Origin of the sequence: Pseudomonas putida (genome assembly GCF_005080685.1) — a bacterium.
In the GTDB taxonomy this organism is placed as follows: Bacteria; Pseudomonadota; Gammaproteobacteria; order Pseudomonadales; family Pseudomonadaceae; genus Aquipseudomonas; species Aquipseudomonas putida_V.
On sequence record NZ_CP039371.1, the window covers coordinates 4,923,571 to 4,942,242 of the forward strand.

Here is an 18,672-nt window from a genome sequence, read left to right on the forward strand (position 1 = left end):
CCCTATTTGATCTGTGCGATGGTGGCTTTCAGTTCGGTGACCACGCGCTTGAGCTCCTGCTTCTCGGCCTCATCGAGGTCGTACAGCGGCTTGCGCACACCACCGGTCTTCAGGCCGTTCAGCGCCACACCGTTCTTGATCGCCTGAACGAACTTGCCACCTTCGAGGAAGTCCATCAGCGGCATCATGGCGGCCATGATCTTGCGGCCTTTGTCGAAGTCCTTCTCGATCACACAGGCTTCATACAGGGCCACGTGCTCGCGCGGGATGAAGTTGGAGCCGGCGCAGACCCAGCTCTTGGCGCCCCAGGCGAAGAATTCCAGGGCCTGGTCGTCCCAACCGCAGGACAGCTGGATGTTCGGACGCTGGATGGCCAGGCGGTGCAGTTGGGCCATGTCACCGGAGCTTTCCTTGATGGCGACGATGTTCTTCACGTCGGCGACGGCGTCGAAGAATGCTTCGCCCATGCTCACGCTCATGCGGCCTGGGTAGTTGTAGAGCATGATCGGCAGGTCGGCGGCGGCGTCGACGGCTTTGACGTGCAGGGCGATTTCCTGCTGGGTCGGCAACGCGTACGGCGGAGTGCCCACCAACAGCGCGTCGGCCTTGATCTCCTTGGCGTGCTGGGCGAAGGCCACAGCGTCTTCGGTGCGGATACCGCCGGTACCGACGATCAGCGGCAGGCGACCGTTCAACACGTCCTTGGCCTGGGCGGCCAGCTCGACGCGCTCCTGGGCGGTGTGAGCGTAGTACTCGCCAGTGGTGCCGCCGATGATGACGCCATGGATTTTCGACTCGACCAGGTACTCGAGGACCTCGGCAAATGCCGCCTTGTCGATCGAGCCGTCCGCAGCCAGCGGAGTGATTGCCGGGGTGTAGATGCCTTCGAATTTCACGGTTGGTTCTCCAGTGCGTGGATCAGTGTTGTAAAGGCCGGAGCGGATCCGGGTTGTCATTGGGTTCAGTTCAGCGCAGCCGCTTCTTGCAGGTTGAGCGAGCGGGTTTCCGGGGCCAGGGCCACCGAGAAGGCCAGGCCGACGAAGGTCACCACGGCGGCGGCGTACATGGTGGCGCCGATGCCGTAGCTATCCAGGGCGATCGGTACCAGCCAGGTGCCGACCGCGGCACCGATGCGCGACATCGAGGTGCCCACGCCCACGGCGCCGGCACGGATTTCGGTAGGGAACAGTTCGTTGGGGTAGACCAGCTGCAATACCTGAGCGCCGCCGATGAACAACGCATAGGCACCGAACAACACCAGGATCAGCATCTCGTTGCCGTCGCTGAAGGCGCCCAGCCCCAGCAGCGCCAGCCCCGACCAGAAGAAGCTGTGCAGCAGCGTGGTGCGCCGGCCGATGCTATTGAGCAGGCGGGTGCCGATGATGCAGCCGACCACGAACAGGCAGGTGATGGCGACCGAGCCGATGGACGCCCAGTCACCCTTGAGGTGCAGCGCCGCCAGCACTTTCGGCGCGAAGGCATAGACCGCGAACACCGGGATCACCGAGCAGGTCCAGAACAGGGTGACGAACAACATGCGCTTACCGTAACCGGAGTGCAGCAGGCTCATGAAAGACAGCTTGCGGGTCTTGGGCTCCTCCGGCAGGTTACGCAGCGAGAAGTCGTTGCCATAGACCCGCTTGATCACCTGTTCGGCTTCGGCCGAGCGGCCTTTGCTGATCAGCCAGCGCGGCGACTCCGGGGTACCGATGCGCAGGGCGAACAGGATCGCCCCGATCACCGCGGCGCTGGCCAGTACCAGGCGCCAGGCGTCGTCACCACCATGACGCAGGATGGCCTCGCCGATCATGTAGGCGGCAGCGGCACCAGCGAACCACAGCACGGTCAAGGTCGCCAGGCGTGGGCCACGGTTCTTCTTGGGCAGGAACTCCACCAGCAGCGAAGTGGCCACTGGATATTCGATACCCACCGCAATGCCGATGGTGAAGCGCAACAGGAACAAGGCCAGGGCCGACTCGACCCAGAGCTGGGCCAGCGAAGCCAGCATGAACAGGACCGGACCTACGAAGAACACGCGCTTGCGACCGAAATGGTCAGTCAGCCAGCCCCCGAGGAAGCCACCGAAGAAGATGCCGATCAGTGCCGAAGCAGCGATCATGCCCTGCCAGAAACTGCTCAAATCAAGGCCAGCGGACATCTGCACCATCGCCACGCCGATAATGCTCAGCACGTAGCCATCGACGAACGAACCGCCCCCTGAGCGCAGGGTCAGCAATTGGTGAAAACGGTTGATCGGCACATCTTCAACGGAAATATTCGGGTTTTTCATTGTTGTACCTACGACATCTCTATTGCGTTTATTCAGGGCGAGCGAGTCCGCGAAACCTAAACTTGCGTTTAGTCCCGTTTGATCGAACTGCCTGCTTCGATCATGTTTTCGGGCAAGCCGCGCCCGTGCCAGGTTTTTACCTAGCCTGTGTCGTGCATGTGTTCAGAACTTCCTGAAATCAGCTTTCCTTGCCGGCGCGGAATTGCCCCCACATCAGGTTGGCGTTCAAGCCCAGGGAAACCAAGGGCTGCGGTGGATTCGCACAAGGCCCGGGGGCATTGAGCAGAAACTCGATCAATGCGTTCTTGTCGCCAGCCAGCCAATCTGCGAGCAACTTTCCGGTGACCGTGCCACGGGTCACGCCAAGTCCATTGCAGCACAAGGCGCCATAGACATTGGGTGCCAACTTGCCAAAGAAGCCCATGTGGTTGCGCGACAGGGCAAGTGCGCCACCCCAGGTATATTCGAAGTTCACCCCGGGCAACATCGGGAAGCGGCGGGCGAAGGAATCGCGATGGCGCTCGACGAAGCGCTCGAGGTATTTACGGTTGCCACGCCCATCGGGGTTGTAGCTGAAGCTGTTGCGAATCAGCAGGCGGTTGTCGACGGTCCGGCGCAGGGTGGTGCCGAACGGGTCAGCTGGAATCACGCCCCAGAACGGCTTGCCGCCCAGGCGCGCCTGCTCGTCCTCGGTCAGCGGCCGGGTGATGCTGCCGTAGGTGAACACCGGCAGCATGCGGCCCTTGAGGAAGCCGAAACTCATGCCGAAAGCATTGGTGGTCAGCACCAGGTTGTCAGCGGTGATCGACCCGTTGGCGTGCCGCAGCACCACTTTGTCGCCGTAGTCGACTTCGGTGATTGGCGTGTGCTCGTACAGCGAGACGTTGCTCGGCAGGCTGTCGGCCAGGCCTTTGACCAGCGCCGAAGGCTGCAGCAGCGCGGTGCCGGGAGTGAACAGGCCCTTGCGGTAGAAGTGGGTGCCGATGTGCTCGGGCAGGTCGCGCCCTTCGATCACCTCGTAGGGCTGGTCGAGTTTGTCCAGGCCACGGCGGTAGGCGTCGAGCACGGCGATGCCGCGGTCTTCGATGGCAGCCTGGTACTTGCCGCAATGGCGGAACTGGCACTCGATGCCATGGCGGTCGATCAGCTCCTTGAGGAACGATTGGCCGCCCAGATTGAGCTTGAGTACGGTCTTGGCGATATCGATGTCGCCGATGTAGTCCTCGGCACCGATGTCATGGGGCAAATCGATGGCGAAGCCGGCATTGCGCCCGGAGGTGCCGAAACCGACCTCCTGGGCCTCGATCAACACGATCTCGTCGTCGGGAAAGTTCGTCGCCAATTGGCGTGCCGCCGCCAGCCCGGTAAAGCCAGCGCCTACCACTACCCAGCGGGCCTTGCTGTGGCCGCTGTGCGCCGGCCGTGGGGTGCGTGGCGCGCTGAGGTGATACCAACCACAGGTGGCATCATCGGCAGGTAACGAACTTATTTTTGTCATGTCACTAACCTGGATCGTGTTGTTGTCGAGCGATCGCGCCGGTGGCGACGATCTGATACTTCATATCTGAATCGGTACATCCAACCCTTGCGGGGCCGCGTATTCGGCCATGCGCCGACGCGACAGCTCGAAGTGCTCGCGCACCAGCTGCCCGGCGCTCTGCGGATCACGCCGCTCGATGGCCTGGATCATCTGTTCGTGCTGTTCGCAGGCCAATTCGAGGTCGCGCTGCATGTCGTCGGTGGTCGGGTGGCGGTAGAAGATCTTGCCCAGGCGGGTATGGTCGATCAGCAGTCGACGCAAGCTGGGCATGAGGTATTCGTTGTGCGCCATCTTGCCGATCTCGAGGTGGAAGGCGTCGTTGTAGAGCACGCGGTTTTCCACGTCGCGCTCTTCGATGGCCTGGCGGAACATGGCCTGGATCATCTTGAGCGCTTCGATCTCGATTTCACTGGCGTTGGTCGCGGCCAGCTGGGTGGTGGCGACATAGATGAGCGGAGCGGCAACGAAGAAGCTGTGCAGCGATTCGTGGTTCATCGCGGCGACACGCGGGGCGCGGTTGGCTTCGAGTTCGATGTAGCCTTCAGCGGCGATCTGGCGCAGCAGCTCACGAACGGGGGGGCGCGACAGGCCGAATTCGTCACACAGGGCCAGCTCGTCGACCACAGCGCCTGGGGCCAGCTCCATGCTGAGGATCCGGCGGCGCAGCGCTTCGGCGAGGACCGCCTTGCGGTCTGGCGGCGCTTCGGCGACGGGGGCGCTGATGGGTTGAGCGGTGGCTTTCATGGCGGCCTTCTTTGTTGTCATAGACTTTGTCTACTATTTGTATAACGACTATATGGCACTGTTAGACAATCTGTCTACAGCGATTTCGATGAACGGCAAAAATCTCTGGGGGCCTTGCTTCTAGAGGGTTTCAGCGATTTTTCAGGGGTGATTAAACACGCCCGTGGCTGCATTGCCAAACCGGACGGGAAATTATCCAGACAAGACACCCTCGATGAAATGCGACAACAGTTCCGACCTTTTCGCGGGTAAGCCCTCGCCTACACGTCCTTCAGGGCAATGGGATACCTGTAGGAGCGGGTTTACCCGCGAAGAGGCCGGAACAAACAAAAAAGCCACCTGCACAGAGGTGGCTTCCTTCCAGACAATCGACGGTCTCAAGCCGCCGCCAACGCCTCCCGGCGCGCATGCCGCTTACTGGTGATCACCCCCAGGCACAGGATCACCAACGCCAGCGCCAAGGTCAGCGACACCTCCATGCGGTGCTGCGGCATCACGAACATGGTGCCCAGGGCGAACACGATGAAGCCGATCACCGCGTACGTCAGCCATGGGTACAACCACATGCGGAAGGCGATCTCGACATTCTGCCGCTGCAAGAGGGCGCGCATGCGCAGTTGCGAGAAGGCAATGGCCAGGTATACCAGCAGCGCGATCGAACCGGAGCTTGCCAGCAGGAAGGCGAACACCTCGGCCGGGGCGAAGTAGTTGACGATGGTCGCCAGCATGCCGATCAGCGTGCTGCCGATCACTGCGGCGCGTGGCACGCCAACCTTGGAGGTGCGCTGGATGAAGCCCGGCGCATCACCACGCTTGCTCAGCGAATAAAGCATCCGCGAAGAAATGTAGATGGAAGAGTTCAGGCAACTGGCCACCGCCACCAACACCACCATGTCCACCAGCAGCTTGGCGTAGGGAATGTTCATGATTTCCAGCGCACGCTGGTAGGAGCCCTGCACCGGCAGCAGCGGATCGTTCCACGGCACCACCGAGATGATCACGAAGATCGACAGCAGGTAGAACACGCTGATCCGCCAGATCACCGAACGGGTCGCCTTGGCGATGTTGCGCGCCGGATCCTTGGATTCGGACGCGGCGATGGTCACGGCCTCGGTGCCCAGGTAGCTGAACATCGTGGTGAGCAAGGCGCCGATGATCGCCGTCCAGCCGTTGGGCATGAACCCGCCCTGCTCCGCCAGCAGGCGCTGCAGGCCACTTACCTCGCGCCCTGGTAAAGCGCCTGCCAGGGCAAATGCGCCCAGTGCGATGAAGGCGACGATGGCGATGACCTTGAGCATGGCGAACCAGAACTCGAACTCGCCGTACTTGGCCACGCTGAACAGGTTGGTGGCGGTCAGCAGCACGGTCATGCTCAAGGCGAAGAACCAGGCATCGACCTGCGGGAACCAGTTATTGAGTACCACGCCGGCGGCGATGGCTTCGATGGGAATCACCAACACCCAGAACCACCAGTACAACCAACCGATGGTGAAGCCGGCCCAACGCCCGATGGCGCGGTCGGCATAGGTGGAGAACGAGCCGGTGTCGGGGCTGGCGACGGCCATTTCACCGAGCATCCGCATCACCAGCACCACCAGCGTACCGGCCAGGGCATAGGCCACGATGGCCGCGGGCCCGGCTGCAGCGATGGCGTGGCCGGAGCCTACGAACAACCCGGCGCCGATGACCCCGGCAATGGAAAGCATGGTCACATGGCGTTGCTTGAAGCCTTGCGCCAGCTGATTGCCGGCGCCACTCGCGCTTGTCATTGTCATCCTGGTCCCTGCTGTTGTTTTCTTTGTGTGGGGGGACGTGAAGCTCCTGGATCGAAACCCAGCGTGGATGAGCTTCGCGCTGGGCCACGTTAATCCAGGCGGGCAACGGCTCAGTTGCCTCAATCCGCCACGCACTTGACCAGAACGGACATCGACCTGGGCAAGAGGCCCATTGCAGAGCCTTCGCGCGAAGTCAGCCTACCGTTTGGCATGCCGAAGGAACGGCGGCGGTGCCTGGCAGGTCAGCTGCTTACACTTCACACGGAGACCTCGCCATGCTGGATATCCATAGCGCTGCAACCTCGCGGGACCACAATGTCCATGGGCTGGAACGGGCAAGTTCCCTTGCCGGGGGCGCCCTGATGATCAGCAAGGGGCTGCGTCACGGCGGCCTGCTGGGGCTGCTGCAGATCGCGGTGGGCGGCCTGGCGCTGGCGCGGGGCGTCAGCGGGCATTGCTCGACCAAGGCCTGGTGGCAACGCCATCGTCAGGAATACAACGGTTTGAAGGCGGACATCGAGCGCAGCGCCGAGGAGCTCAAGGCGTTGAAAGACAGCGCCAAGGCGGCGACTGAGGGGGTGACGGTGACGGGTAAGGATCCGTTGGCGGCTGGCTGAGGACGGAGTGCCTGTGCCGGCCTCTTCGCGGGTAAACCCGCTCCTACAGGATCAACGGTGACCTTGTAGGTGCGGGCTTGCCCGCGAATAGGCCGGCACAGGCGAATGAGGTGTCGCTACCGCAACACCTTGCTCTGCAACACCTCGGAACGCCGCCCCAGCACATTCTCGCTGATCTGCACGAATTCCTCGGTACTCACACTGGGCAAGCGCATCAAGGCCTGGGCCACATCGTCCAGCGAGCGCTTGGCCTGGGTATGGATGCGGATTTCCTTGTCCAGCGCCTGCAACAGCAGGATACCCCGCGCCACCTGCGCCGGCGTCGCCTGCGCGCCGCGCAGTTCGGTCACCTTGGCCGCACGCTTCTGCAGGCGTGCCTGCCACACCTCGTAACGGTCGTCGCTGATGCCACCCGCCCGGCGCAACAACTCGTTGGCGTAATAGTCGGTCAGGCTCTCGCCCAGCCAATCGCTGCCGGCACGTGGGCGAATCTGCGCGAAAAGCTGCACCAGCTCCCGCAACAGCGGGCTGCTGCCGTTCTCGCTGACCATCGGCCTTGCGCTGTGCAGGTACAACGAACCGTGCGCTGCCATGGCGCCGCGCCACATGCCGTCACGCGCACCCACCAACAGCACCTTCGGCGGGTTGCGTGGGAACACCGCCTGCAGGTGCGGCCAGACGAACGTGAGCAAGGTCAGGCTGTCCATCCGCCGCATGCCCTGGCCCACGGGCGCGGCCACGGTCACGTCGGTATCGCCCAGGCGCGCACGGCGGCTGCCCAGGTCGCCGGCCAGCATCCAGCCGGTCGGGCGGTCGAACAGGCGCGATACGTTGTCGATGCGGAATTTGTCCTTGCCGATACGCGGCCAGGAGGTCTCGATGCTCTTCCAGTCCTCGGGCAGGTCGAAGGCCAGGCGCGCCACCAGCTCGGTGCCGTCCTGCTGATCGAGGCGTGCCGGAGGCACCAGCTGATCACCGAGGAACAACGCCCAATGCGGTGTCATCCGCGAGGAATAGGCCCCACTGCGCAGGCGCTGGTCCAGCTGCACCCGGTAGCTGAGGCTGGTCTTGCCGGCCGCCGGGTGCCACACCCCGCGCTCGCCCTGCTGCTGCCACTGACCGTCGGCGAGAAAACCGCTGTACGCCCCGCTCTTGCCCAGGTCGAAGTCCAGGCTGCGCACGGCACTGCCCTCGGACAGGGTCAGGCGGACCTCGGCCTGGCCATTGGCCGGCAGCAGGCGTACCTGGTAATCAAGGTCGACTTTCTTGGCCCAGGCTGGGGAGCAGGCGAAAAGGCACAGGAGCAACAACCGCTGGCAACGCATTGAGAAACTCCTTGTATCGCGAAGGCGACGGCCACGCCGCGTTAGCTGGCGCGGAAAATCAGGTGATCTTCCCAGTCGTCTTCGTCCACGTCATGTTCGCTGAGCATACGCCCTGACTGGGAAATGCGCTGCTCATGCACCTGCGAACGATCACCGCAGACCAGGTGGTGCCAGGCCGGCAGGTCCTTGCCTTCGCTGACCAGGCGGTAGCCGCAGGTGCTCGGCAGCCACCTGAACTGGTCGGCCTTGCCCGGGGTGAGCTGGATACAGTCCGGCACCTGGGCGAAACGGTTAGGGTAGTCGCTGCACTGGCAAGTCTGCAGGTCGAGCAGCTTGCAGGCGATGCGCGTGTAGTAGACGCTGTTGTCGTCCTCGTCCTCGAGCTTCTGCAGGCAGCACAGCCCGCAGCCGTCGCACAGCGACTCCCACTCTTGCGGGTCGAGTTGTTCGAGGGTCTTGCGCCGCCAGAACGGCGCGCTGTCAGCGATCATCACACGGGTTTCCTGCTTCATCTTGAGTCCGCGGCGCGCGGCGGCGCCAGTCTAGAGCCTGGCCTTCGGCAATGCCAGACCGCTTGTCAGTCGCGACGGGAGGCAGTAGCGTGCGTTTTTCCCGTCCGTTTGCAGGAGCAGCCATGAGCGCCCCCCCCGCATTGCCGATTACGCCATCGACGAGCAGTTCATCAACCGCTGGTCGCCGCGTGCCTTCACCGCCGAGCCGATCAGCGAAGAAACCCTGCTGAGCTTCCTCGAAGCTGCGCGCTGGGCGCCTTCGGCCTACAACTCGCAGCCTTGGCGCTTCCTTTATGCCCGCCGCGACACGCCGAATTGGGAGCGTTACCTGAGCCTGCTGGTGCCGTTCAACCGCAGCTGGGCGCAGCAGGCGTCGGCGCTGGTGGTGATCATTTCCAAGACCACATTTGCAGCTCCGGGCGGGACGGAAGAAAAACCGGCCCTGTGGCATACCTTCGACACCGGCTCCGCCTGGGGCCATTTGGCCCTGCAGGCCAGCATCAGCGGTTGGCATACCCATGGCATGGCCGGGTTCGACAAGGACCTCGCACGCCAGGAGCTGAAGGTACCGGAAGGCTATGAGCTGCATGCCATGGTGGCGATCGGCAAGCTGGGCGACAAGGCCAGCCTCGACGAAGCGCTGCAGGCCCGTGAAGTGCCGAGCCCGCGTCGGCCGCTGAGCGAGTTGGCGGCTGAAGGGGATTTCAGCCTGTAATTTTGTGTTGGCCTCTTCGCGGGCAAGCCCGCGAAGAGGCCGGCATTGACACTACGCGTCAATAACCGCGCTCGAAGTCCACTTCACCCCGCACCGCCTGCCCCGCCGCATACGCCCGAGCATTCTCGACGAACAACCGCACCATCGCCAAAGGCGAGGTCGGCGCCGAGCTGTGCCCGGTCAGCAACAGCCCCCAGGCCGTCCAGAACGGATGACGCTGGGGCAGCGGCTCCTGCCGGCAGACGTCGATCACCGCACCGGCCAGATGCCCCTGTTTCAACGCCTCGACCAGGTCGGCATCGACCACCGCTACGCCGCGCCCGGCATTGATGAACAGCGCACTGGGCTTGAAGCACTTGAATAACGCAGCGTCGTAGATGTCATGGGTGACCGGGGTATCCGGCAGCAGGTTCAGCACATAGTCGACCTGGCCAACCAGGCGCGGCAACGCGTCCAGCCCCGCCACCTCGACGAACGGCGCCAGCTCGCGGGCACTGCTGGCCACGCCGTACAGGGTGACGCCGAACGGCTGCAGGAACTGCGCCACGCGCAGGCCGATATCGCCGGTACCGACGATCAGCACCTTGCGCCCTTCCAGGGTCAGCCCCGGGCGATCGTCCCAGCGCCGCTCCACCTGGCTGACCAGGCGCGACAACACCTCGCGCTCGTGGCCGAGCATGTAGGTGAGCATGTACTCGGCCATCACCTGGCCAAAGATGCCCACGGCGCGGCTCAGCCGGTAATCGCGAGGCAGCCCCTGGGCCAGCAGCGGGGTGATGCCGGCCCAGGTCGACTGCATCCACTGCGGCTTGTGGCCCTGGCGCAGCAGGGTCGCAAGCAGGTCCGGCTGGCCGAGCCAGACCGGGCATTGTGGCGCCAGGCGCGCCAGTTCGGCGGAATCACCGCTGGTGAGGATTTCCAGGTCCGGCGCCGCCTCGCCCAGCAGGCGAGCGTAGTTGGCGTGATCCTGTTCGACGATCAGAACGCGCATCGAGAAGACAACCTTGGCAGACACAACGGTGGCCCGACACGCGGGCCACCTGGCAAAAAGAGATGAGCCGGCCGGTCAGGCCGGGTCGTTACGGCGCAGCAGCTCTTCGGGAAGGTGCTCGATGTACTCGTCATCGGGCGGCGGCATCTGCAGGTGATAACCTTGCGTGTCGAGGTTTTCCAGCACCTTGGCGATGTCTTCGCGGGCCAGCTTGCGCTCGGGGCTGAGCACCAGGTCGAAGGCATGCACCGGGGTGCCGAAGAACGGCAGCAGGCCTTCGGGTACGCGCTCCAGGCCCTCGGCCTTGAGCACGTAGAGGTACATTTCGTTCTTGCGGGGGCTCTTGTAGATCGAGCAGATACGTTTCATCGGGTCTCTCCGGCGCCTGCCAGGTCATCGAGCAGGGCCTGGCCCATGCGCTCACGGCGCCAGCCGCGCAGCGCATCGGGCAGTTGGTAGGGGCCGTTGGGGTAGCCGCTCTTGAGCAGGGCTTCCAGGGCCTTCTTGCGCAGCATCAGCTCGGGGGCGATGCCCAGGCGCTCACCCTCGGCCTGGCCAATGGCGCGCAGGCGCTTGAGGATGCCGGCGGCCTCGATCGGCAGCGGCTCGGGCAACGCCTGCGGCCACTGCTCGGCAGGCAGGCCGGCAGCGTGCTTGATCAGCTTGAGCAGTGTCTCGCCGTCCTGGCGAATGGTGCGCGGGTGCATCTCGTCGATCTTGGCCAGGGCCGACAGGTTGTCCGGCTGGTTCTTGGCCATTGGCCACAACGAATGCTCCTTGAGGATGCGATTGCGTGGCACGTCGCGGCTGCGCGCTTCACGCTCGCGCCAGGCGCAGAGCTCGCGCAGCACCGCCAGTTGCTGGGGCGAGAGCTTCCAGGCCAGCTTGACGTCGCGGTACAGGGTTTGCGGCTCGACTTCACGGCGCAGGGCAGCGACCAGCTCGGCACCGTCCTCCAGCACCCAGGCGTACTTGTCGTCGGACAGGCGCGGGCGCAGGGCGGCGAACAGCTCGGCCAGGTGCACGGCGTCTTCGGCGGCGTAGCTGACCTGGGTATCGGACAGCGGACGCTGCAGCCAGTCGGAGCGGGTTTCGCCCTTGGGCAGCTCGATACCGAGCACATCCTGCACCAGGCGCGAATAGCCCATGGAGAAGCCCAGGTTCAGGTAGCCCCCCGCCAGCTGCGTGTCGAACAACGGCTGTGGCAGCTTGCCGGTCAGGCGCAGCAGGACCTCAAGGTCTTCGCTGCAGGCATGCAGCACCTTGACCACACCGCTGTCTTCCAGCAAATCGGCCAGGGGCTGCCAGTTCCTGATGGTCAGCGGGTCGATGAGAAAGGCGCGCTGGCCATCACCGACCTGCACCAGGCCGGCCTTGGGGTAGAAGGTGTCGACCCGCATGAATTCGGTGTCGAGCGCGACGAAGGGCAAGTCGTGCCAGGCACGGCAGTGTTCGGCCAGGGTCTGGTCGTCACGTATCCAGTGTATTTCTATGGCCACGAGGCTCTCCCACTATCATTGGCGCGCAGTATATACGGCGCAGCCACTGCGGGTGAAACCTGCGCCATCCCTTGCTTCGATAAACGGCATCGGCAACCGCCGATACCGGGCCAAGCCAGATCAGCGATCGGCGGCCAGCCACGGCCGGCAACTGGCGAACATGTCCAGCGAGCGCTGGTAGACCTCGGTGCGCACCTGCAACAGGCCGAGCATCGAGTGGAACAGGTTGTCCTGGGACAGCGGCGCGTCGCTCAGGCGGGCCAGGCAACCGGTGTCCAGGCCGAAGTCCTGCTGGTAGCTGTCGGAGAACCAGGTCAGCAGCGGCACGTGCTTCTGTTGCTCCGGCGCCATCATGTAGGGCGTGCCGTGCAAATACAGGTTGTATTCGCCCAGCGACTCGCCATGGTCGGACAGGTAGATCATCGCCGTGTCGACCTTGTCCTGATGGCTGCGCAGGGTATCGATCAGCTTGGCCAACAGCGTGTCGGTGTAGGCCAGGGTATTGTCGTAGGCGTTGACGATGTCCTGCTGGCTGCACTGGTCCAGGGCATTGCTGCGGCAAACCGGGGTGAACGGCTCGGCGCCTGCCGGGTAGCGCTTGAAGTACTCGGGGCCGTGGCTGCCCATCTGGTGCAGCACCAGCACGGTGTCCTTGTCGAGGTTGTCGATCAGCTCGCCGAGGCCCTGCAGGAGGATTTCGTCATGGCACTCGCCCTCGCTGCACAGCGCCGGGTCCTTGAGGTTGCTGACATCGATGAACTGCACGCGGTCGCAGGTGCCCTTGCAGCCGGACTGGTTGTCCCGCCACTGCACGGCAAGGCCTGCGCGCTGGAGGATATCGAGCAGGCCCTCGCGGTTCTTGGCCACGCGTGCGTCGTAGTCCTTGCGGCCCATCCCGGAGAACATGCACGGCACCGACACGGCGGTCTCGGTGCCGCACGAGTGGACGTCGCTGAACGCCAGCAGGCCTTGTTCCTTGGCAAGCTTGGGCGTGGTATCGCGGGCATAGCCAAGCACGCCGAAATGATCCGCCCGCGCACTCTCACCCACCACCAGCACGGTCAGCGACTTGCGCTCGTGGCGCTGCCAGGCCGCGTCGCGCTGGGCATCCTCGCCGTAGGCTTCGAATGGCCGGGCCGCGGTGCCCACGCGCTCGCTGACATAACCGAAGGAAGCGCCGACGATATTGCTGGGCGTCAGCATCAGGCGCAATTCGTGGTGATTGCGCAACAACGACGACAGCCCCTGGTAGTTGACCAGCGCCACCGCCCCCAGGGCGACCACGCAGGACGCGCCGACCACCAGCTTGCCCAGCAGCTCGCGGTGCCAGGGGCGATAGGCGATAGGCGCCTTCCACAGCACTACCGAGGGCAGAACCCCGAGCAGCAGGATATAACCGGCAAACTTCAGCGATAACAAGTCGCGCACTTCCGACACATTGGTTTCGGCGATATTGCGAAACATGCCGGCATCAATAAGCACGCCATATTGATTCATGAAGTAAGCCACGCCCGCACCGCTCATGAACAACACAATGAGCACCGGTTTCAATACATAACGGAAGGCCAACAGCGTGAGGATCAGGTTGAACGCGAAGAACATCATCACGGCGAACGCCAGGCTCAACCACAGCCCCGCCAGACCTGCGGGCACCACCTGGCTCAGGTGCTGCCAGAGAAACACATTGAAGCCAATCAGCAGGTAAAGGCTGGCCAACAGCGTGACCCATTCAGTCCGCAGGGATTTGATTTTGTGCATGGATTCGCAATCAAGAGTAATTATCAACCCGCGCTGAAGTGCACACCGCGGAAAGTTGAGCGAACTCTAGAAAGGGGGCCATCAATTTTTCGTGAAAAAGACGGTAACAAATTCGTGAATCAAGGCGGGGCTCGATTAAATGTCGTTCATTAAGACGGGCAGGCGCAGCGTGGCGTACGCATCGCGGTCCGACAACCGACGCCAGTCCGTCAGCCCCCAGATGCGCAAAGGCGGCTATCCTCAAAGGTCAGGACACCTACCGACAACCCCTGACAGAGGTGAAGAAATGCCAGTTCCGCATGATTTGCTCGCTGACCTGCACGTTACCGCTGACACATTCCAAGCTTTGATCGACGAGAATGAAGACCTGCAGAAGCTGCACAAGGAATACAACGCCAAGGACAAGCAGGTAGTGGCCGCCGAAGGCAATGGCACCAACGACGAAGCGGTCAACCGCCTGCGCAAGGAACGGTTGCTGATCAAAGACAAGATCGAGCGGATCGTCCATCCGCCGAAATCCTGATGGTCCTCCATTGAATTCAACGGCCCCATCGCCGGCAAGCCGGTTCCTACGAACCTCCTGTAGGAGCCGGCTTGCCGGCGATAGGGCCAGCAGCATCATCGCGCGACCGAAGCCTTGAGCGCCCCATCCAGGTCGTCGATCAGATCCCGATGATCCTCGATCCCCACCGACAACCGCAGCAGGTTCTCGCTGATGCCCATGGCCCCCTTCTGCGCCGGGCTCAACGACACGTGCGACATGCTCCACGAGTGGTTGATCATGCTCTCCACCCCGCCCAGCGAATCGGCCAGGACGAAGATCTGCAGTGCCTCGACCAGGCGGTTGAGCGCCGCCCGGTCGCCCTTGACCTTCATCGCCACCACCGCCCCGCCGCTGCGCATCTGCTGCTTGCACAACGCGTGCTGCGGGTGGCTGGGCAGCCCTGGGTAGTACACCTGCTCGATCTGCCCGTGGCCTTCGAGAAAGCGCGCCACTTCCAGGGCGTTGGCGCACTGGCGCTCCATACGCACGTCCAGGGTCTTCAGCCCGCGCAAGGCCAGGTAGCAGTCGAACGGCCCCTGCACCGCGCCCACCGCCATGCTGATGCGCCGCAGGCGGGCCAGCAGCGCGTCGTTGGCCGCCACCACCACGCCGCCGGTGAGGTCGGAATGGCCACCGATGTACTTGCTCGCCGAATGCATGACCAAATCCACGCCGAGGCTGATCGGCCGCTGGTTCCAGGGCGAGCAGAAGGTGTTGTCGATGCAGGTGAGGATGCCGCGGGCTCGCGCCAGGTCGCACACCGCCTTGATGTCCACCAGGTGCAACAGCGGGTTGGTCGGCGACTCGATCCAGATCAGCTGGGTCTCGGGCCGGATCGCCGCAGCCACGGCGTCGAGGTCATTGAGATCGACATAGGTGGTGGTCAGGCCCGAGGTGCGCCCACGGAAGTCTTCGAGGATACGGAACGTGCCACCGTACACGCCGTTCATCACCACCACGTGGGCATCCTTGGGCAGCAGTTCCAGTACCGTGGCGGTCGCGTTCACGCCCGAGGCGCAGGCCACCGCGCCAACACCTTCCTCGAGCGAGGCCACACAGGTTTCATATGCATGACGGGTGGGGTTGCCGACGCGGCTGTAGGAGTATTCAGGGCGATCGTCCAGGTCTCGCTTGATGAACGAGCTGGCGGTAACGATGGCAGGGAAGATCGCGTTGTCGGCGACGCTGAACTGCTCGCCGGCGTGGATGGTGCGGGTGGCGAACTGGCGCGGCTTGTCGGACATGGTCGGGCCCATTGGCAGGAGTGGATGTACAACTATCGCACACGCACGGGGACGCAGCCCCGTGCAGGAAATTTTTCTCTCACTGGAGTACGCTGAGGAATATTTTTCTTGGGTTCAACGCGCCATGGACAGTTTCGACCAGCACATCCTGACCTTGCTTCAGCGCGACGCCTCCATTTCGCTCAAGGACCTGGCCGAGTCGGTCAACCTGTCCACCACGCCCTGCTGGAAGCGGGTCAAGCGCCTGGAGGAAGACGGCTACATTCTAGGCCGCGTGGCCTTGCTCGACCCGACGCGGCTGGGCTTGGGCCTGACCGTGTTCGTCCAGCTCAAGACCCAGCGCCACGACAGCGCCTGGCTGGAGCAGTTCGCCAAGACGGTGCGCGGTTTCGAGGAAGTGATGGAGTTCTACCGTATGTCCGGTGACTGGGACTACATGCTGCGGGTGGTGGTGGGCGATATCGCGGCCTATGACCGCTTTTACAAGAAGCTGATCACCTGCACCGAGGGGCTTTCCAACATCACCTCCAGTTTTGCCATGGAGCAGATGAAGTACACCACGGCGTTGCCGGTGCACCGGCCTTGAGCGGGCTTCGCCAACCTGGCCTCATCGCCGGCAAGCCGGCTCCTACAGGGGTTGTGGTGATCCGGTAGGAGCCGGCTTGCCGGTGATGAGGCCAGTCCAGACAACCTATCAATCAGCCGCCAGCACCGCCTCGATCCGATTCCCCGCCTTGGCCTTTTCCAACCGGATCGCCACGAACTTGGACGTCGGCGTGTAGGTGCCCTCGCCATAGCTCTCCAGCGGCACCAGCGGGTTGGTCTCGGGATAGTAGGCCGCTGCCTGCCCGTCGGGGATGTCGTAGGGCACCAGGCGGAACCCCGATACCCGTCGCTCCACGCCGTCCTCCCAGAGCGAAACCAGGTCCACATGCTCGCCGGGCTCGAAGCCCAGCCGACGGATGTCCGCTTCGCTGACGAAGACCACCTCACGCAGGCCGAACACGCCGCGATAACGATCATCGAGCCCATACAGGGTGGTGTTGTACTGGTCGTGCGAGCGCATGGTCTGCAGGATCAGGTCCGGTTTGTCGCCACGCGCCAGCACCTGGGCATTGACCAGTTCCTCAGGCAAGGCATGGGGCATGAAGCGGGCCTTGCCGGTGGCCGTGCGCCAGTTGCGCTCGGCGGCGCTGTTGCCCAGGTGGAAGCCACCGGGGTGTTGCAGACGCTGGTTGAAGTCGGCAAAACCGGGGATGACGTCGGCGATCATGTCGCGAATGCGGTTGTAGTCCGCCACCGCGTATTCCCAGTCGATCGGCTGGTTGCCGAGCGTCGCCTTGGCCATACCCGCCACGATCCACGGCTCCGAACGCATATGCGCCGAACGCGGACGCAGTTGGCCATTGGAGATGTGCACCATGCTGAACGTGTCTTCCACGGTCACGCCCTGCGGCCCTTCGGCCTGCATGTCGATTTCGGTACGGCCCAGGCAGGGCAGGATCAATGCATCGCGGCCAGTGACCAGGTGCGAGCGGTTGAGCTTGGTGGAAATCTGCACGGTCAGCGCGCAGTTGCGCAGCGCCGCGTGGGTGCGCGGGGTGTCTGGCGTGGCCTGGGCGAAGTTGCCGCCCAGAGCGACGAAGACCTTGGCCCGCCCTTCCTCCATGGCCTTGATCGCCAGGACCGCGTTATGCCCGTGGGCACGCGGCACGCGGAACTGAAAGCGTCGTTCCAGGGCATCGAGCAGCGCCGCCTTGGGCTTCTCGTCGATGCCCATGGTGCGGTCACCCTGCACGTTGCTGTGGCCGCGCACTGGCGACAGGCCGGCACCGGGCTTGCCAACGTTGCCGCGCAAAAGCTGCAGGTTGACGATTTCCTGCACGGTCGGCACCGAATGGCGGTGCTGGGTGACGCCCATGGCCCAGCACATGATCACCCGCTCGGCCTTGCGGTACATGCGCGCGGCCAGCTCGATCTCGGCCAGGGTCAGGCCGGACTGCTTGACGATGTGCTCCCACGGGGTGGCATCGACCGCCGCCAGGTAGGCATCGACGCCCGAGGTGTGTTCGGCGATGAAGGCATGGTCGAATACCGCCGGCTCGCCCTTGGCCTGGGCTTCGCGCTCCCACTGCAAGAGGAACTTGGCCATGCCGCGCAGGGCCGCCATGTCGCCGCCAAGGGCCGGGCGGAAATAGGCATTGGTGGTCGGTTCGGAGCCGTTGCTGAGCATCTCCAGGGGGTGTTGCGGGTGCTGGAAACGCTCCAGGCCACGCTCCTTGAGCGGGTTGAAGCACACCACCTGGGCACCGCGCTTGACCGCCTCGCGCAGCGGTTCGAGCATACGTGGGTGGTTGGTGCCGGGGTTCTGGCCGATGACGAAGATCGCATCGGCCAGCTCCAGGTCATGGAACACCACGGTGCCCTTGCCGACACCGAGGGTTTCCGACATGCCGGCACCGCTGGCCTCGTGGCACATGTTCGAGCAGTCGGGGAAATTGTTGGTGCCATAGGCGCGCACGAACAACTGATAGAGGAACGCTGCCTCGTTGCTGGCCCGCCCGGAGGTGTAGAACTCGGCCTCGTCGGGGGATTGGAGCGCCCGCAGGTGGCCGGCGATCAGCTCGAATGCCTCTTGCCAGGAGGTCTCGACATAGTGGTCGGTGGCAGCGTCGTAACGCATTGGATGGGTCAGGCGGCCCTGGTATTCGAGCCAGTAGTCGGTCTGCTCGAGGAGCGCGCTGACGCTGTATCTGGCGAAGAACGCCGGGTCCACCGAGCGCCCGGTGGCTTCCCAGTTGACCGCCTTGGCGCCGTTCTCGCAGAACTTGACCATGTCGCTTTCCGGCGATTCGCCCCAGGCGCAGCCGGGGCAGTCGAAGCCGCCGTTCTGGTTGGTCTTGAGCATGGCCCGCAGGTTCTTGAAGGCGTTGTCGCTGCCCAGCCAGCTCTTGGTCACGCTCTTGAGCGCGCCCCAGCCGGCGGCAGGTCCTTTGTAGTCCCTGATGTGTTGGTCATTGCTCATGCGGTGCTTCCTCACGCTCGGTGCTTTTATTCAGCCTATTGAGCGTGGCGGGAAGGCGTCCAATCGAAATACCTTACGGCGTGATAGGCGGTT

The 18,672-nt window shown here is 63.7% G+C and carries 17 protein-coding genes; 4 read left to right on the plus strand and 13 right to left on the minus strand.

Features of this window, described 5'->3' with window-relative positions:
* Positions 1-2: 2 nt before the first annotated feature.
* The 5 genes from E6B08_RS22770 to gabP all read right to left on the minus strand — a co-directional run bounded on the left by E6B08_RS22770 (position 3) and on the right by gabP (position 6,349).
* Positions 3-896 carry a dihydrodipicolinate synthase family protein gene (locus E6B08_RS22770; RefSeq protein ID WP_136916079.1) on the minus strand — a complete coding sequence of 298 codons (894 nt, stop codon included), beginning with the start codon at positions 894-896 and terminating at the stop codon, positions 3-5.
* A 65-nt stretch (positions 897-961) separates the two neighbouring features.
* Positions 962-2,290: an MFS transporter gene (locus E6B08_RS22775; RefSeq protein WP_136916080.1), complete on the minus strand. Its 1,329-nt coding sequence runs from the start codon at positions 2,288-2,290 to the stop codon at positions 962-964.
* A 178-nt stretch (positions 2,291-2,468) separates the two neighbouring features.
* On the minus strand, positions 2,469-3,788 hold the full coding sequence (locus E6B08_RS22780; protein ID WP_136916081.1) for an NAD(P)/FAD-dependent oxidoreductase: 1,320 nt from the start codon (positions 3,786-3,788) through the stop codon (positions 2,469-2,471).
* 60 nt (positions 3,789-3,848) lie between these two features.
* Positions 3,849-4,574, minus strand: a complete 726-nt coding sequence (locus E6B08_RS22785; protein ID WP_136916082.1) for a GntR family transcriptional regulator — start codon at positions 4,572-4,574, stop codon at positions 3,849-3,851.
* A gap of 377 nt (positions 4,575-4,951) precedes the next feature.
* Positions 4,952-6,349 (minus strand): GABA permease, encoded by a 1,398-nt coding sequence (gene gabP / locus E6B08_RS22790; RefSeq protein ID WP_192938581.1) that lies wholly within the window; start codon positions 6,347-6,349, stop codon positions 4,952-4,954.
* A gap of 275 nt (positions 6,350-6,624) precedes the next feature.
* Here gabP and E6B08_RS22795 point away from each other — a divergent pair, with 275 nt between their 5' ends.
* On the plus strand, positions 6,625-6,966 hold the full coding sequence (locus E6B08_RS22795; protein ID WP_136916084.1) for a YgaP-like transmembrane domain: 342 nt from the start codon (positions 6,625-6,627) through the stop codon (positions 6,964-6,966).
* A 116-nt stretch (positions 6,967-7,082) separates the two neighbouring features.
* Here E6B08_RS22795 and E6B08_RS22800 read toward each other — a convergent pair whose 3' ends face one another.
* Both E6B08_RS22800 and E6B08_RS22805 read right to left on the minus strand, forming a co-directional pair.
* On the minus strand, positions 7,083-8,291 hold the full coding sequence (locus tag E6B08_RS22800; protein WP_136916085.1) for a hypothetical protein: 1,209 nt from the start codon (positions 8,289-8,291) through the stop codon (positions 7,083-7,085).
* Between the two features lie 41 nt (positions 8,292-8,332).
* Positions 8,333-8,782, minus strand: a complete 450-nt coding sequence (locus tag E6B08_RS22805) for a YcgN family cysteine cluster protein (protein ID WP_136917477.1) — start codon at positions 8,780-8,782, stop codon at positions 8,333-8,335.
* Between the two features lie 160 nt (positions 8,783-8,942).
* Between E6B08_RS22805 and E6B08_RS22810 the strand changes: the two genes are divergently transcribed.
* On the plus strand, positions 8,943-9,518 hold the full coding sequence (locus tag E6B08_RS22810) for a nitroreductase family protein (RefSeq protein WP_136916086.1): 576 nt from the start codon (positions 8,943-8,945) through the stop codon (positions 9,516-9,518).
* Positions 9,519-9,576: 58 nt separating this feature from the next.
* Here E6B08_RS22810 and E6B08_RS22815 read toward each other — a convergent pair whose 3' ends face one another.
* The 4 genes from E6B08_RS22815 to E6B08_RS22830 form a co-directional block, all read right to left on the minus strand.
* Entirely contained in the window at positions 9,577-10,509 is a 933-nt protein-coding gene (locus E6B08_RS22815; RefSeq protein WP_136916087.1) for a D-2-hydroxyacid dehydrogenase, read from the minus strand.
* Positions 10,510-10,584: 75 nt separating this feature from the next.
* Entirely contained in the window at positions 10,585-10,878 is a 294-nt protein-coding gene (locus E6B08_RS22820; RefSeq protein WP_136916088.1) for a YcgL domain-containing protein, read from the minus strand.
* Entirely contained in the window at positions 10,875-12,008 is a 1,134-nt protein-coding gene (gene rnd, locus E6B08_RS22825) for a ribonuclease D (RefSeq protein ID WP_136916089.1), read from the minus strand. Before rnd ends, E6B08_RS22820 begins: the two co-directional genes overlap by 4 nt.
* A gap of 120 nt (positions 12,009-12,128) precedes the next feature.
* Complete coding sequence (locus tag E6B08_RS22830; protein WP_136916090.1) at positions 12,129-13,766, minus strand: phosphoethanolamine transferase; 1,638 nt, start codon at positions 13,764-13,766, stop codon at positions 12,129-12,131.
* Positions 13,767-14,052: 286 nt separating this feature from the next.
* Between E6B08_RS22830 and E6B08_RS22835 the strand changes: the two genes are divergently transcribed.
* Complete coding sequence (locus tag E6B08_RS22835) at positions 14,053-14,289, plus strand: YdcH family protein (RefSeq protein WP_136916091.1); 237 nt, start codon at positions 14,053-14,055, stop codon at positions 14,287-14,289.
* A 95-nt stretch (positions 14,290-14,384) separates the two neighbouring features.
* On the opposite strand, the gene E6B08_RS22840 is transcribed toward E6B08_RS22835, so the two are convergent.
* Entirely contained in the window at positions 14,385-15,566 is a 1,182-nt protein-coding gene (locus E6B08_RS22840; RefSeq protein ID WP_136916092.1) for a trans-sulfuration enzyme family protein, read from the minus strand.
* Between the two features lie 112 nt (positions 15,567-15,678).
* On the opposite strand from E6B08_RS22840, the gene E6B08_RS22845 reads away from it, so the two are divergent.
* Positions 15,679-16,140 carry an Lrp/AsnC family transcriptional regulator gene (locus E6B08_RS22845; RefSeq protein WP_136916093.1) on the plus strand — a complete coding sequence of 154 codons (462 nt, stop codon included), beginning with the start codon at positions 15,679-15,681 and terminating at the stop codon, positions 16,138-16,140.
* A 108-nt stretch (positions 16,141-16,248) separates the two neighbouring features.
* Here the strand turns inward: E6B08_RS22845 and E6B08_RS22850 are convergent, their stop codons facing one another.
* Positions 16,249-18,579, minus strand: a complete 2,331-nt coding sequence (locus E6B08_RS22850) for an FdhF/YdeP family oxidoreductase (protein ID WP_136916094.1) — start codon at positions 18,577-18,579, stop codon at positions 16,249-16,251.
* Between the last annotated feature and the right edge of the window lie 93 nt (positions 18,580-18,672).

Coding starts and splice junctions, on each gene's coding strand:
- E6B08_RS22785 (WP_136916082.1), bottom strand. CDS start 4,574: ATGAAAGCCACCGCTCAACCCATCAGCGCCCCCGTCGCCGAAGCGCCG.
- E6B08_RS22815 (WP_136916087.1), bottom strand. CDS start 10,509: ATGCGCGTTCTGATCGTCGAACAGGATCACGCCAACTACGCTCGCCTG.
- E6B08_RS22805 (WP_136917477.1), bottom strand. CDS start 8,782: ATGATCGCTGACAGCGCGCCGTTCTGGCGGCGCAAGACCCTCGAACAA.
- E6B08_RS22780 (WP_136916081.1), bottom strand. CDS start 3,788: ATGACAAAAATAAGTTCGTTACCTGCCGATGATGCCACCTGTGGTTGG.
- E6B08_RS22835 (WP_136916091.1), top strand. CDS start 14,053: ATGCCAGTTCCGCATGATTTGCTCGCTGACCTGCACGTTACCGCTGAC.
- E6B08_RS22795 (WP_136916084.1), top strand. CDS start 6,625: ATGCTGGATATCCATAGCGCTGCAACCTCGCGGGACCACAATGTCCAT.
- E6B08_RS22800 (WP_136916085.1), bottom strand. CDS start 8,291: ATGCGTTGCCAGCGGTTGTTGCTCCTGTGCCTTTTCGCCTGCTCCCCA.
- E6B08_RS22850 (WP_136916094.1), bottom strand. CDS start 18,579: ATGAGCAATGACCAACACATCAGGGACTACAAAGGACCTGCCGCCGGC.
- E6B08_RS22830 (WP_136916090.1), bottom strand. CDS start 13,766: ATGCACAAAATCAAATCCCTGCGGACTGAATGGGTCACGCTGTTGGCC.
- E6B08_RS22845 (WP_136916093.1), top strand. CDS start 15,679: ATGGACAGTTTCGACCAGCACATCCTGACCTTGCTTCAGCGCGACGCC.
- E6B08_RS22775 (WP_136916080.1), bottom strand. CDS start 2,290: ATGAAAAACCCGAATATTTCCGTTGAAGATGTGCCGATCAACCGTTTT.
- E6B08_RS22820 (WP_136916088.1), bottom strand. CDS start 10,878: ATGAAACGTATCTGCTCGATCTACAAGAGCCCCCGCAAGAACGAAATG.
- E6B08_RS22840 (WP_136916092.1), bottom strand. CDS start 15,566: ATGGGCCCGACCATGTCCGACAAGCCGCGCCAGTTCGCCACCCGCACC.
- gabP (WP_192938581.1), bottom strand. CDS start 6,349: ATGACAATGACAAGCGCGAGTGGCGCCGGCAATCAGCTGGCGCAAGGC.